Raw genomic sequence first — 14796 nt, 5'->3', positions numbered from 1 at the left:
GTTACGCCTGTCCTTCACTGAAATGGTCAAAGCCACGCCATGGCAATTCCACTGCTTCATCGTTGCGGTAGAATTTGATGCCTTCGGAAAGCGGGCCAATCTGACCAATACAAGTATAGTCAGCGCCCAGATGGCTTAACGCCACCTCCAGTGCACCACGGTTGATTTCCGGCACGGTGAAGCAGAGTTCGTAATCCTCACCGCCGGTCAACGCCCAGCGCAATGCCTGCTCAACGTCCACATTGCTGCTTAACGCCTGTGACAACGGCAGCTCATCGAGGTTGATCCGCGCACCGCACTCGGAAGCGCTAAGCACGTGTTTCAGATCCGAAATCAAACCGTCCGAAATATCAATCGCCGAACTGGCCAGATCGCGCAGCGCCTGTCCCTGCAATACACGTGGTTGTGGCCGCAGATGACGACCAACCAGGTAATTACGTGCGTCAACGTCCACCACCTGCAGACGATCCTGCAAAATAGCCAGACCGGCGGCGCTGTCACCCAGCGTACCGGTGGTGTAGATCCAGTCACCAATGCGAGCGCCGCTGCGGGTCAACGCCCGACCCGCTGGGATAAGGCCGTGAATGGTTAACGTCATGCTTAATGGGCCGCGTGTGGTATCGCCGCCAATCAACTGCATGCCGTAATAATTAAGTTGTTCGAACAGGCTGTCACTGAACGCCTTCAGCCAAGGCTCATTCACGTCCGGCAGGGTTAATGCCAGTGAAAGCCAAGCGGGATCGGCGCCCATGGCGGCCAAATCGCTCAGATTGACGGCCAGTGCTTTGTAGCCGAGATCGGCCGGATCGATATCCGACAGGAAGTGAACGCCCGAAACCAGAGTGTCGGTACTGACGGCCAAAAGCTGTTTTTCTGCCACTGTCAGAAGTGCGCAGTCATCTCCAATGCCCAACTGTACGTCCCGGCGCAGACTCTTAAACCGGTCAAAATAGCGGGCAATGAGGTCAAATTCGCCACATGCCATGGTCATATTCCAATAGATGAAATTAAGGCCGGGGATACCGGCCTTAATTCTTTATTTTTTCTTGCGGATGCTTGGTGCCACTTTATCCAGCACACCATTCACAAACTTGTGGCTGTCTTCAGCGCCGAAGGTTTTCGCCAACTCGATCGCTTCATTGATTGCCACTTTGTAAGGCACATCCTCACGCATTTTCAGCTCAAACAGCGCAATACGCAGAACGGCTCTTTCTACCTGGCCCAGCTCTTCGAGCTGGCGCGACAGGACAGGTGCCATCAGGCTATCCAGCAGACCTGCATTCACCGCCACGCCGGACAGCAGCTCCCGAAAATAGGCGATGTCTACATCTTTGACATCTTGCTCCGACAGGAACTGGTGTTCAACATCGGCAATGTCATTTTTAGACAACTGCCAAGAGTAAAGCGCTTGAACAGCGCACTCACGAGCGCGGCGACGAGCAGCAGGTTTCACGGAATTCCCCTTAACTAAATTCAGGCTTTAATAGCTTTGATAACATTAATCATTTCAAGTGCGGTCAGAGCCGCTTCAGCGCCCTTGTTGCCTGCTTTGGTGCCAGCACGTTCGATAGCCTGTTCGATGCTTTCGGTTGTCAGCACGCCAAAGGCAACCGGGATTTCAGTGTTCATAGAAACACTGCCCAGGCCAGAGCTGGCTTCGCCCGCGACATATTCAAAGTGCGCGGTGCCCCCACGGATAACGGTGCCCAGTGCGATCACTGCATCATATTTGCCGGTGTTAGCCAGCACGCGTGCAGTCAGCGGCAACTCGTAAGCGCCCGGGACCCAGACAACAGTGATGTTGTCGTCAGCAACCTGACCAATGCGCTTGAGTGCGTCAATAGCACCTTGCAGCAGGCTGTCGTTGATGAAATTGTTAAAACGTGCAATTGCAATCGCCACACGGGCATTTGGAGTAGCAACAACACCTTCGATAACTTTCATGGGCTTTCCTTAAAAATGGGTTCAGTACCCCGCAGGGGGGCGGATTCTATCATATTCTTTATACCCGTCATACTTGAAGCTGCATCTGTGTTGGCTACGCTCCCCTACTCGAATCACTTACTTGTGTAAGCTCATCGGGATACATGCGCTTGCCGCCTTGATGTAACGCCAATTATTAACGAGCACCAGCCTGTGCTGTCGGTGTTGTAAAAGACCAACAATCCCGACACTCAGACATTAAAATCAGTATTTTGCTTTCAATCGCAACCGCAAATCGGGCCCGACGTGCCGCACTTCGCTGAATACGAATTCCGGCGCATCCGCCAAATGCTCCAGGCCCGGTAAGTGGCACAAACCGTGGCCATTATCGCCCAACAATTTTGGCGCGATGTACAAAATGAGCTCATCGACCAACCCGGCCTGCAACAAAGCTCCTGCCAAGTGCGCGCCAGCCTCGACCCAGATGGAGTTCACTTGTCGTTTCGCCAATTGCATCATCATCACGACCAGATCAATCCCCGCACCATGTGCCGGGAAGGTCAGTTGTTCGACATCCTGTGGCCAAACCTGGTCATCCGGCTGCAAACGTGCCAGCCAGGTTGGCCCCGGTTGTTGCACCACCCGGTGCTGCGGAGTAACGCGATTTTGGCTGTCGAGGATAATGCGCAATGGCTGCCGCAGGTTTTCTCGTGGGTAAATACGTTGAGTCTCGGCATCCAGCTCATCCCAACGCACCGTCAGTGATGGATCGTCAGCCAATACAGTGGCACTGGTACTGAGAATCGCCGCGCTTTGTGCTCGCAGCCGCTGTACGTCTTGGCGTGCCTCGGACGAGGTGATCCATTGGCTTTCACCGGACGCCATCGCCGTACGACCATCGAGAGAGGCGCCAAGTTTCAATTGTACATAAGGGAAACCGGTGCGCATCCGCTTGAGAAAGCCCAGATTCACCGCTTCAGCTTCGGCTAGCATCAAACCATGACGTACATCCAGCCCCGCCTGCTGTAATTTGTACAGGCCACGCCCCGCCACTTCTGGATTCGGGTCTTGCATCGCAGCTACGACACGGGCAACCCCAGCGGCCACCAGTGCATCGGCGCAAGGTGGTGTGCGGCCATGATGGCTGCAAGGTTCCAGCGTAACATAGGCGGTGGCACCACGTGCTTTTTCGCCCGCCATGCGCAGCGCATGGACTTCTGCATGGGGTTCACCGGCTCGCAGGTGGTAACCTTCACCAACGATTTCGCCATCGCGCACAATAACACAGCCGACATTCGGGTTCGGTGCGGTAGTGAAACGCCCCAGCCGCGCCAGTTCAAAGGCGCGTGCCATGTAGAATTCATCGTTATGCATGAAGGGTCCCTTAATCCTGTAGACGGGCGATCTCTTCGCCGAATTCGCGAATATCTTCAAAGCTGCGATACACCGAGGCAAAGCGGATATAGGCGACTTTATCCAACTTTTTCAACGCATCCATCACCAGGTTGCCGACCAATTTGGTTGGCACTTCGCGCTCGCCGGTGGCACGCAATTGGGATTTAATGTGGTTGATCGCGTTTTCCACGTCGTCAGAACTGACCGGGCGTTTTTCCAACGCCTTCAGCATGCCACGACGCAGCTTGTCTTCGTTAAATGGCTCACGCACATCATCGCTTTTTATTACCCGTGGCATCACCAGCTCAGCCACTTCAAAGGTGGTGAAACGTTCATTACAAACCAAACACTGGCGGCGACGGCGCACCTGCGAACCATCACCCACCAAACGGGAATCAATGACTTTGGTATCAACAGCGGCGCAGAAAGGGCAATGCATAACACGTCCTGATAAACGTTTTCATAGTTAAGAGCAGTTTACCCCGAAGTGCGGCCACAACAAAGGCCGTCGGCCATTTGTTGCGAGCCCGCATCCGGAACGACAGGCCGAAGAAGGGCTTGGATGACTTTCCCCGCCAGGCGGACTAAGCTGATAAAAGGAGATGTTGAATAGGAAATCCCCGCGATGACAACCCATTACCCCAAGATTATCCTGCTGAGCACACTGGCCCTGCTGACAGGTTGCGCACAAAACCACGAGGTGCCAAAACTGCACAATCAGGTAGTTGCGCTGAATCAGCAGTTAACCACCCTGACTAATCAGGCTACCGCGTTGGAACAGCAAAACCAGCTGAATAAAAACTCCACCAGCGGTGTTTATCTGCTGCCAGCGGCCAACAATGCCGCACGCTTGCAGAGCAGCCTCGGCGAACTGAGCGTGTCACTGAGCCACGTGAAAACCGAGGCTAACGGCACCCAAGCCTTATTGCACGTCCGCACGCTTTCACAGGCATCCCTGCCCGCGTTCAAAGCAGTGGTGGAATGGGGCCAGTTGGATCCTGCCACCGGCAAACCCCTGGCGACAGATTCCCTTTCGCAACCTATCGCCAGTGCAGACTCACTGCTGCCTAAATCAGAGCATACTTTTGAGCTACGCTTCAGCGGCCTGGCACCTGAACAACTGGGGTTTGTGCGGCTGCATAGCGTAGAACCTGTTACGGTAGCTACCGCGCAAAACTGACAAAAATAAGGCCCAATCATCGATGACTGGGCCTTCAGATTATCCCAGCCGTTGTAACCTTGCCGGTAATCCCTGACGTACCGCCGCGCCGCTGACCCAATCAAGCCAGCTATTACTGATTTCTCTGGTCGGGTCGGGCAACCCAAGATCATTGAGATTGATGCCGGCGGCAATACGCGGGTCTGCCGCCATCGGCTGCCCATCCAGCAAGTGCGCACGTGCTCCCATCTCACGATGACCGTATCCGTGCTCGATAGCAATAACACCCGGCATCACGCCATCAAGTAAGCTGACTTGCGCCTCAACGCTGCCACCTGGGGTCTGCAACCGAACCCGATCGCCATGCTGTAACGCATAGCGCACAGCATCGACCGGATTAAGCGCCACCAGATTAACTGGCTTCACCGCACGCAAGCGGTCAATCGGCGCTGTCGAACTGCTCATCAGATGCGACTTAAACGACATCAAACGGAACGGCCACACATCCGGTGGATAGTGTTTGCCCACGTCTGAGCCGTCGGCAAAACGTGGTGGATAGTACGTCGGACACCCACTGTAACGCTCCCCCGTCATCGCATGGCGGTGACGTGCCACCTCTTCATTCCAGATATTCAGTCCCTTCTTCCATTGCGGACCGGTTTCATCCCCTTTCCAGGCTTGCTCGTAAGGCGCAAAACGCCCGCCACGCGCCAACATATAACCTACCCGCAGCCGTTCATCAGCTTTCAGCACCGTGTCTAGCGCCGGTTGCAGGCGGTCCACGCCGGTCAATCGTAGCTCGCTTTCTGTTGCCTCAGGCAATGGCTCTCCTGCAAAAGCCACGTTGGCGGCAGCACGCAGGTAATAATCCTCCGCAGTGTGCAACCCAAAAGCATTGCCTTGCGTATCCTGTAGGGCGGCATCACCAAACCCCGGCAGCGCCATTGCCTTCGACAACGCAATGACAAAGCTTTCTAGTGCCACCGGCTGCCCCTCAGCCGTGCTCACAGTTCGCGACGGGACGACAGGCCAACGCGCAGTGCTCGATCGCACCATCACGCCTGACCAGGGTGCCGTAAACCCCCAGCTTTCGAAGTTGTGCGTATCCGGCACAATGTAATCTGCCAAGGCACTGGTTTCGTTAATAAAGGCATCGACTGCAATAAACAGCGGAAGTTGCCGTGGATCTTTAAGGCGACTTTCGATCACTTCACGCAGGCCGGCAACACCGTAAAGTGGGTTACCCATATGGCTGATCCAGGCCTTTAGCGGATAGGGGTAACCCATCAGCGCCGGAGCAAGTTGTTCGGTGAACTGTCCCGCCACAAAGGGGTACCATGGCCCACGGGCCGGGTAGGGTTTCTCCCCTTGTTCAACCTTGCGACGATACTCGTCTGATTGTTCATACGCCTGTTTGCTGCGCGACAATACCAGCCCTTTCGGTTTCACCATGCCTGGGAAGGTTTTCAAGTTATAACGCGGCCCATCGGCAAACTCCTTGAACTTACCGCCGCCTACCGAGACGCCGCCCTTCAGGTTCAGGTTACCGATCAGCGCATTGAGCATCATCACAGCCCAACTGTTATAGAAACCGTTACCGCTCATCATGCCACCGTGAGCAATCACCGCCGCTTGCCGCTGGTAAGACGTGAACTCTTTGGCCAGTGCCGCAATGGTCTCAGCATTGACACCACACCGGCTGCCGTATTCAGTCAGCGTAAAACGCTCAGCAGCCTGTTGCAGGCAAAGGAAACTCGAGCGAACCTGAACCTGCGAACCATCAGCCAGCCGTAATTGTTGCTCCACCCGCAACTGCCCCTGTAGAGCCTCATTCGACGATACCGGCTCAGCCCGCTGTGCATCCCAGACCAAAGACGGGCTTTCAGCTTCCCCGGTTGTAACACCGTCCAAATGCACCTGACGCAAAAACTGCCCACACAACGGATGATCCTCATCGATCACGACCAAATGCGTGGCGTTGGTCCAACTTTTTTCCCCGGCGGCCTGCATTGCCACCTCGCCAGGTAATGTCAGATAGTCGGCGTTATAACGTTCTTGCTCAATAATCCAGCGGATCATACCCATCGCCAATGCAGAATCAGTGCCCGGCAACACCGGCACCCAACGGTTGTGATCGTTGGCCAGCGTGGTGGTCAAGGGCAATGCTGGCGCCACTACCACGTATCGGAATTCATCGCGCATGCGGGCATTGGCTAACTGCCGCCCCTGTCGTTTGAACGGGTTGCCGGACTGCGCTGGCGAAGTACCGAGAAACAGCCCAAAACGCAAGTGATCCCAATCGGGTTTCACATGCGCATTCGTTTCCAGATCCCCCATTAGGGCCCCGGATCCCGCACGGTAGGCCAACCCACAATAAGCCCCGTGATGGCCAAAGTTACGCGTCCCAAAAGCATTCTGTGCAAAACGCTTAATAAAAGCGTCTCGGCCTTCATCACCGGCATTGGTGACCAGCAACTGATTGGCCTTTGGCCCCAGTGAAGGTTGTTTCGGATCGAGTGGTGTATCAAGATCGCGGATCGCCCGTAATCCCTCAACCGCCCCCTCGCCAAAAAGATCACCGCCCTCGACCACCTCATGGATCAACTGTTCAAAGCTGATCCGTTGCCACTGACCGCTGCCGCGCGGACCTACCCGTTTCATCGGTTCCAGTACCCGATAAGGGCTGGTCAGCCCTTCCAATAAAGTCGCTCCGCGGGCGCAGGCTGTCGATCGCTGCTCCAGGCCTTCATCGCCACCCAAACGGTTGAGCGCGTCACTGACCGGCAAACGATAAGGAAAGTGGTGATCGTGAGACAAGGGATGATAGGGGTTGCCCGCCACCCGCAATATCTGGTTGCTGTCACGATCAACCCTGACCCGCAGACCACAAAGCGTCCAGCAGCCAAAACATTGGGTCATGGACACCGCCTGCTGTGGATTAGCTTGCCAGCCATCAGGGTGTCGAATCCCTTCTGTCGGGAGCGCGTTGGCGCTGATCCTGTCCAGCGTCAATTTACCACTGCTGCCGTCTCGCAAGCCGGTAAAGACTTTTTGCACCATCTCGCTATAACTGGCACCAAATAGCGTCAATCCACCCAGTGCGAGTCCGCCTTTTAACCACTGACGCCGCGTTGACTTAGCCATAGTGTTTTTTCTCCATCAGCCGGTGCTGCAATTCACGAATTCCAATGATTAACGCTATCCACAACCCCAGGGTACCCAGAATCGCCAGCAACCCTTCGCTACCAAGCGGCAACACATAGGGATTGGCCACGACATTGAATTTGGGCAGCGTTTGGGTTTGCATCAGCAACATCCAACGCACACCCCAGCAGAGCAACAATGCCACAACGCACTGTCCCAGCAGCCCATTGGCACTTAGCCGCTGGTTGGACATTCGCCCTGCCAACACCAACAGCAATAACGTCATTGCGACAAAAGCGATACCAGCCATCCACCAGACCATGCCCTGAGTCGACAACTGGTGTAACGCAGAAGAAGACGCGCTGCCATCCACCCACCAGCCAAGGCAAGAAAGACACAACAGCACAAGCGTGACGGCCTGATAACGTGCCAGACGTGGTTGCCATTGAACATCCTGACGCAGCCAATAGGCCAGCAGTGGCGAAACGGCCTGCATGGCCGTCATCAACAACAACCAAGGCAGCCAAAGGCTGAACCACAGCGGCTGCGACCGCAGAATAGAAACTTCACGTCCGGTATAGAGCAAGATGCTAGCCGCCGACACTAAGGTGGCCAACGCCACCCAGCGTAGCCACGTTTCCTCACGCCATGCCGGTCGGAACATCAACCAACGCGCCCAAAACGGCAAGGTTTTCGGTCTTAACTGATTACGCAGCAACAAGACGAAATAGCTGACCACTAATAGGGTAAACAGCGGTAAAAACAGCGAGCCGAGAGACATCCATGACCATGGGGTGAAGTACGCGTAGAAATGCCAAATACGCGCGGGTTGATGCAAGTCTGCACTCAAAGCCAGCGGTGCGACGGTACCGCTTACCACTGCCAACGACACAGCAGCCAGTTCCAGACGTGACGTCTTATTTGGCTCGCGCCAGCGCAACCAGACGGCAATAATGATGCTGCCGCATGCCATGCCAATAAAGAAAAAGTACTGTACCGCCCAGGGTAACCAGGCGATTTCCTGTGGACGAGCCATAATTTCGCGGATCATGAATGCACCTCCTGCCACAGCGCCGGTTGTCCCCGAACGTGACTGACAAATGCCTCATCAAGCCCCAGATAGAACACCTGAGGATGGGTCCCTTGTTCCGGTTTCAGTACCTTAAGCTGCGCCTGATGTTCATCCAGAGCACGTCTTAGTGCACCTTGCCGATCGTTAAGATCACCGATCATCCGCGCGCCGCCTACGCAAGATTCAACGCAAGCGGGCAGCAGGCCGGCATCAAGCCGATGCACGCAGAAAGTACACTTGTCGGCAGTCTGGGTCTCGTGATTGATAAACCGAGCCTCATAAGGGCAGGCCTGTACGCAGTAGGCACAACCGACGCAGCGGGTGTTATCGATCACCACGATGCCATCCTGACGCTGGAAAGTTGCCTGTACCGGACAAACCGGCACGCAAGGCGGATTATCACAATGGTTGCACAACCGCGGTAACAACACGTTGGTTGTCGAATCCTGGCCCTCCAGGGTGACCTGATATTGCTGTACACTGGTGCGGAATTGCCCCTGCGGTAGCCGGTTCTCTACTGCGCAACTGACTGTACATGCCTGGCAACCGATGCAGCGGCGCAGATCAATCAACATTGCCATGCGCCTTTTACTGTCACCCTCCCGCCGAGCCGGCTGCAACTGCCACCCTGATTGCGCCAATGGCACCAGCGCGGCACCGGCGGTCAGCGCACCGAGTCGTTGTAAAAATTGCCGTTTCCCACTGTCCATTGATTTCTCCCAATAAGTATTCGCCGGGGAACTGATACAACGGAGTGTAAAAACGGTAACCGATCGCCAATATTGTGGTTTACCACATTCCCGGCGTCGGCTTGATCCAGGACAATTCAACCCGGTGATACGGATCATAAAAGCGGAGATGATGTGAAAAGAGCAGTGCTATTCCTGTTGTTGAGCAGTTGGTTAAACACTGCCTGGGCGGGACAATGGACTATCGCGGTGCTCGCGCTGCGCGGCGATGCTCATGCACTGGCCCAGTGGCAACCCTTGGTCGACCATCTCAATCGTCAGTTTCCCGACGATCACTTCCAATTGTCGCCGGTGAACCTGTCAGGTATGGGTGACGCAGTCCGCAGTGAACGCGTCGACTTTTTGCTCACCAACCCGGCACAATACGTCCAGTTGGATAACCGCTACCCATTGCGCTGGCTGGTTTCACTGCGTTCTTCCCAACAGTCGCAACAGGCATCAAACAATGTGGTCGGCAGTGTCATATTGGTGAGACACGATAGCCCTATCACCACCGCCAGCCAGCTCGTCGGTCAAAAAGTTGGGGCAGTCGCCGCTGACGCATTTGGCGGTTACCTGTTGGGGTATAAAGAACTCCTTGGCGCGGGTCTGCGCCCAGAAAAAGATCTGACACTGCACTTCAGCGGTTACCCGGCAGATGCCTTGCTTTATCAGTTGCGCGATCGCGCACTGGACGCCGTGATTGTGCCGGTTTGTCTGCTGGAAAAAATGCAAACGGAAGGACTGCTACAAGCCAGTGACTATCGCGCCCTGCTGGAAAAACACAGCGACCAGCACTGCCTGACCAGCACGGAGCTTTACCCTAATTGGTCATTTGCGGCCTTAAACCATGTGCCTGATCGACTGGCCGATGAGTTGGCCCGCCAGTTACTGCAAATGGAAATACCCGGTTTGCCTGTTTGGGGTGCCCCAGCCTCCTCCCGCCAGGTCAATCAGCTGCTGCATGACCTGAATCTTCACCCAACACAACGTTCACTCTGGCAGGACATATCTCTTTGGGCACAACAGCACTTGCTGTTGCTCAGCGCCATTATCGGCGCGATGGTGTTGCTCGGAGCCAACCATCTGTGGATTGGGCATTTGGTACACCGACGTGGACGTCAGATCGAACAGATGCATCAGACGTTACGTGCCAGAGAAACGGCCTTGGCTCAAGCGCAAAGACTCAGCACTCTGGGCGAGATGGCCTCAGGCTTTGCTCATGAGCTGAACCAACCTCTGGCCGCAATCCGTCATTATGCGGAGGGATGCCGTATTCGTCTTGAGCGCAGCGATAGCCAGCACGAACTGTTGCCGATACTCGAACAGATTGGCCAGCAGGCGCAACGTGGCGCGGAAAGCATTGTCAATTTGCGTCGCTGGGCAAGTAAAACCCCACAACATGAAAGCGCGCAGCCACTCCTGCTACGCCCACTGGTGGAACACCTTATAAAATTGATGCAGATCGAACAACAATACCCACAGTGTCGCTTAACTCTTGCAATCCCGCCCCAAAGCCAGTTGTACAGCCAGGCAACGTTATTGGAGCAAGTGCTCACCAATATATTGAGTAATAGCCTGCAAGCCGGTGCCCAACACATTACCTTGCGGCAGGAAACCGACGAACATCAACAACGGTTACTCATAGAGGATGATGGCGGTGGCCTGAGCGCTGAACAACTGGCATTACCCTTCGTGCCCTTTCGCAGTACCAAACAGGAGGGACTCGGGTTAGGGCTGGTGATCTGCCAGAAACTGCTAAAGAGCCAGGGTGGCGATCTGACACTGGAAAATTATGCTGCCCCTGCTCAACGGCAAGGGCTACGCGTTACCCTGCACTTCCCTGTTATTCAAAAGGAAACTCGCCATGGCGCTGATACACCTGGTCGATGACGATTTTGCCGTTACCGATGCCTGCCGCTTTTTACTCGAAGGGCTGAATTATCGGGTACAAATCTGGCATGACAGCCAACGCTTTGTCGACAAGGTCGATCTTTATCAATGTGGCGTAGTCATGCTGGATATCCGTATGCCTGGATTGGACGGACAGCAAGTTCATCAGCAACTGCGTCGGCAGGAAAGTACGCTGGCGGTAGTGATTGTCACCGGTCACGGGGATATTTCTATGGCGGTAGCGGAAATGAAATTGGGAGCACTGGATTTTTTGCAAAAACCGATTGCCGCCGCTCCGCTGATTGAAGCACTCGAACGCGGATTAGCGCATTCTCAACGCCAAGTTGAACGCCACCAACTGCAACAGCGTTTCAGCGCACTGACGCCGCGCGAGCGCGAGATCGCCCGTGCGGTAGCTGCAGGGATGACAAATAAACTGATCGCCGATCGGCACTTTATCGCGGTTCGTACTGTAGAAGTTCATCGGGCTAAAGTGATGGAAAAAATGCAGGCGACCAGTCTTGCAGAACTGGTGAACTCACTCAACCAACTGACGTCGATTGAACGCTCGTAGACCAAAAAGTCACGATCTATAAGCAAAAAAATGCCGGTCGGAATAAACCGACCGGCATTGTATTTTCAACTCACGGGCAAATCACGGCATAATCGAAGGCTGATCTGCGCCTTCTTTTTCCACTTTCTGCTGTAGCATGTGTTCGCGTTTCATACCCAGTTTCAACGCCAGCGCAGACGCAACGTAGATAGAGGATACGGTACCGATAGACACACCAATCAGCATCGCCAGAGAGAAGCCATGCAGCATCGCACCACCGAAGATGTACAACATCAGAACAACCATCAAGGTCGTACCGGATGTCATCAACGTACGGCTTAGCGTCTGGGTCAGCGACACGTTCATAATTTCGTAAGGCGTTCCGCGGCGGATCTTGCGGAAGTTCTCACGAATACGGTCAGAAACCACGATGCTATCGTTCAACGAGTAACCGATAACCGACATCAATGAAGCGACAATGGTTAGGTCAATCTCGATACGGAACAACGACAACACACCCATGGTAATGATCACGTCGTGCGCCAACGCGATAACCGCCCCCAGCGCCAAGCGCCATTCAAAGCGGAAACCCACGTAAATCAAAATACAGATCAATGCGACCAGCAGTGCCATACCGCCGTTTTGCGCCAATTCGGTGCCCACACTTGGGCCAACGAACTCAATTCGCTTCACGGTGGCATTTTTATCGACTGAGTCGTTAATCACGCCGATCACTTTGTTACCCAGTTCTTGGCCTGCAGTGCCGGTCGCTGGTGGCATACGCACCATCACGTCACGGCTGCTGCCAAAGTTCTGAATAACCGGGTCCTGGAACCCGGCTTTTTCCAGCGTATCGCGCATCAGATCGAGGTTGGCAGGTTTTTCCAGGCTGATTTCAATGACGGTACCGCCAGTGAAGTCCAGACCCCAGTTAAAACCACGCACCGACATAATGGCGATTGACGCGATCAGCAGCACCAGCGAGATGCCGAAGGCCACGTAATCCCAGCGCATAAAGTCATAGACTTTACGGCCGTAGTTGAGTTGTTCAACAGTATAATCCTGTGCCACAACGCACTCCTCAGATAGACAGCTTGTTAATGCGTTTGCCGCCGTAAAGCAGGTTGACGATGGCACGGGTACCGACAATTGCGGTGAACATGGACGTCGCCACACCGATTGCGGTGGTAATCGCAAAGCCCTTGATTGAACCGGTGCCCACTGCGTACAGAATGATCGCGGTAATCAGGGTAGTGATGTTGGCGTCAACGATACTGGAGAACGCGCCTTTATAGCCTTCATGGATCGCCTGTTGAACGGAACGTCCGTTCTTCAGCTCTTCCTTGATACGTTCGTTAATCAGTACGTTGGCATCGACCGCTACCGCTAGCGTTAGCACGATACCGGCAATACCCGGCATGGTCAGCGTCGCCCCTGGTAACAGGGACATCACACCGACAATCAGCACTAAGTTGGCGACCAGCGCCGTGGTTGCGATCATGCCGAACTTACGGTACCAAACCACCATAAATACGATGGATGCCACCAGGCCCCACAAGCAGGCTTCCAAACCTTGGGTGATGTTCTGCTGTCCCAGGGTTGGACCGATAGTACGCTCTTCCACGATCTGGATAGGCGCAATCAGCGCACCGGCGCGCAGCAGCAGCGAAAGCTGGCGTGCTTCGTTCGGGTTGCCAATGCCGGTAATACGGAAGCTGTTGCCCAGACGCGACTGAATGTTAGCCACGTTGATCACTTCTTCCTGTTTCACCAGAATTGCGCGGCCGTTGGCGTCTTTTTTGCCGCTGTCCTTGTACTCCACAAACAGGGTCGCCATCGGTTTACCGATATTGTCCTTGGTGAAGTTAGACATGGCCGTACCGCCGGCGCTATCCAGAGAGATATTAACCTGCGGCTGGTTGTATTCGTCAGTGCTGGAAGTCGAGTCAGTGATGTGGTCACCGGTCAGGATCACACGCTTGTACAGCACAACTGGCTGGCCTTCACGCGTGTCTTTTACTTCTGAGTCACCCGGCACACGGCCGTTGGCTGCCGCTGTGGCATCCGCATTGGTGTTAACCAGACGGAACTCCAGCGTCGCGGTAGCGCCCAGAATCTCTTTGGCGCGCGCAGTATCCTGAATACCCGGCAGCTCGACCACAATACGGTCAGAGCCCTGACGTTGTACCAGCGGTTCGGCAACGCCGAGCTGGTTAACGCGGTTACGCAAGATAGTGATGTTTTGTTGCACCGCATATTCGCGAGCTTCGCTCAGACGGGCATCCGTCAAGCTGGCTTTCAGGGTGTTGGTGCCGTTGGCAGAGAACACCATATCGCGCTGACGCGGGCTAAGGTAGCTGATAGCCTGATCGCGGGTAGCATCGTCACGGAAACGCACTTCCACGCCATTGTTGTCCAGCTTGCGGATAGACGCATAAGGAATGCCCTTTTCACGCAGCTCGCTGCGCAGGGTATCCATTGTCTGTTCCTGCAACTTGCTCAGCGCAGTGTCCATGTCCACTTCCATCAGGAAGTGCACACCACCGCGCAGGTCCAGACCGAGTTTCATCGGCTCTGCACCCAGCATGGCCAACCAGGCTGGCGTAGCCGGAGCCAGGTTCAGCGCAACAACAAACTTGTCACCCAACTCCGCCATCAAGGCTTCACGGGCGCGCAGCTGAATATCAGGATTGCTAAAGCGAGCCAGGATTGCGCCATTTTCCAGCGCAATCGACTTGCTCGCGATCTTGTCTTTTTCTAATACGGTACGGACTTGGTCCAGCGTAGTTTCACTGGCGGCGACACCGCGCGCGCCAGTGATTTGTACAGCCGGATCCTCACCATAGAGGTTGGGAAGCGCATAAAGCAGACCGACGATGATCACCACGATCAACATCAGATACTTCCACAAAGGATAACGGTTTAGCAC

Annotated in this window: 13 protein-coding genes; 3 read left to right on the top strand and 10 right to left on the bottom strand. The window is 54.8% G+C overall.

The genetic code is table 11. From position 1 onward, the window contains the following. Position 1 precedes the first annotated feature (1 nt). The 5 genes from thiL to nrdR all read right to left on the bottom strand — a co-directional run bounded on the left by thiL (position 2) and on the right by nrdR (position 3757). On the bottom strand, positions 2–985 hold the full coding sequence (thiL, locus tag SGR01S_RS05410; RefSeq protein ID WP_037424296.1) for a thiamine-phosphate kinase: 984 nt from the start codon (positions 983–985) through the stop codon (positions 2–4). A gap of 51 nt (positions 986–1036) precedes the next feature. After that, entirely contained in the window at positions 1037–1453 is a 417-nt protein-coding gene (nusB, locus tag SGR01S_RS05405; protein ID WP_061806788.1) for a transcription antitermination factor NusB, read from the bottom strand. A gap of 20 nt (positions 1454–1473) precedes the next feature. Then, positions 1474–1944: a 6,7-dimethyl-8-ribityllumazine synthase gene (gene ribH, locus SGR01S_RS05400; RefSeq protein ID WP_037424293.1), complete on the bottom strand. Its 471-nt coding sequence runs from the start codon at positions 1942–1944 to the stop codon at positions 1474–1476. Positions 1945–2187: 243 nt separating this feature from the next. Then, on the bottom strand, positions 2188–3297 hold the full coding sequence (gene ribD / locus SGR01S_RS05395; protein ID WP_037424290.1) for a bifunctional diaminohydroxyphosphoribosylaminopyrimidine deaminase/5-amino-6-(5-phosphoribosylamino)uracil reductase RibD: 1110 nt from the start codon (positions 3295–3297) through the stop codon (positions 2188–2190). Between the two features lie 10 nt (positions 3298–3307). Beyond that, positions 3308–3757: a transcriptional regulator NrdR gene (gene nrdR, locus SGR01S_RS05390; RefSeq protein WP_037424287.1), complete on the bottom strand. Its 450-nt coding sequence runs from the start codon at positions 3755–3757 to the stop codon at positions 3308–3310. Positions 3758–3943: 186 nt separating this feature from the next. Here nrdR and SGR01S_RS05385 point away from each other — a divergent pair, with 186 nt between their 5' ends. Beyond that, the gene (locus tag SGR01S_RS05385; protein ID WP_037424284.1) at positions 3944–4498 is read left to right on the top strand and encodes a SadB/YajI family lipoprotein; all 555 of its coding nucleotides are present in this window, start codon (positions 3944–3946) and stop codon (positions 4496–4498) included. Between the two features lie 39 nt (positions 4499–4537). Here SGR01S_RS05385 and ttrA read toward each other — a convergent pair whose 3' ends face one another. Genes ttrA through ttrB form a run of 3 tightly spaced genes read right to left on the bottom strand, consistent with a single transcriptional unit; the run spans position 4538 to position 9403 of the window. Next, positions 4538–7621 (bottom strand): tetrathionate reductase subunit TtrA, encoded by a 3084-nt coding sequence (ttrA, locus tag SGR01S_RS05380; protein ID WP_061806787.1) that lies wholly within the window; start codon positions 7619–7621, stop codon positions 4538–4540. Next, a complete protein-coding gene (gene ttrC, locus SGR01S_RS05375; RefSeq protein ID WP_061806786.1) occupies positions 7614–8672 on the bottom strand; it encodes a tetrathionate reductase subunit TtrC in 1059 nt (352 codons plus the stop codon). The genes ttrA and ttrC overlap by 8 nt, the downstream gene beginning before the upstream one ends. Then, complete coding sequence (gene ttrB / locus SGR01S_RS05370; protein ID WP_061806785.1) at positions 8669–9403, bottom strand: tetrathionate reductase subunit TtrB; 735 nt, start codon at positions 9401–9403, stop codon at positions 8669–8671. Before ttrB ends, ttrC begins: the two co-directional genes overlap by 4 nt. 153 nt (positions 9404–9556) lie before the next feature. On the opposite strand from ttrB, the gene ttrS reads away from it, so the two are divergent. Together ttrS and ttrR are read left to right on the top strand one after the other, a co-directional pair. Next, positions 9557–11314 carry a tetrathionate respiration histidine kinase TtrS gene (gene ttrS, locus SGR01S_RS05365; RefSeq protein WP_061806784.1) on the top strand — a complete coding sequence of 586 codons (1758 nt, stop codon included), beginning with the start codon at positions 9557–9559 and terminating at the stop codon, positions 11312–11314. Then, positions 11289–11888, top strand: coding sequence for a tetrathionate respiration response regulator TtrR (gene ttrR / locus SGR01S_RS05360; protein ID WP_061806783.1), 600 nt, complete (start codon positions 11289–11291; stop codon positions 11886–11888). The genes ttrS and ttrR overlap by 26 nt, the downstream gene beginning before the upstream one ends. 81 nt (positions 11889–11969) lie before the next feature. On the opposite strand, the gene secF is transcribed toward ttrR, so the two are convergent. Beyond that, positions 11970–12938 (bottom strand): protein translocase subunit SecF, encoded by a 969-nt coding sequence (gene secF / locus SGR01S_RS05355; RefSeq protein WP_061806782.1) that lies wholly within the window; start codon positions 12936–12938, stop codon positions 11970–11972. Between the two features lie 10 nt (positions 12939–12948). Then, positions 12949–14796, bottom strand: coding sequence for a protein translocase subunit SecD (secD, locus tag SGR01S_RS05350; protein ID WP_073963408.1), 1848 nt, complete (start codon positions 14794–14796; stop codon positions 12949–12951).

This window comes from Serratia grimesii NBRC 13537 (assembly GCF_001590905.1).
Lineage (GTDB): Bacteria > Pseudomonadota > Gammaproteobacteria > Enterobacterales > Enterobacteriaceae > Serratia > Serratia grimesii.
The sequence above is the reverse complement of the archived record's forward strand: the minus strand, read 5'-3'. Positions and strand labels throughout refer to the sequence as shown.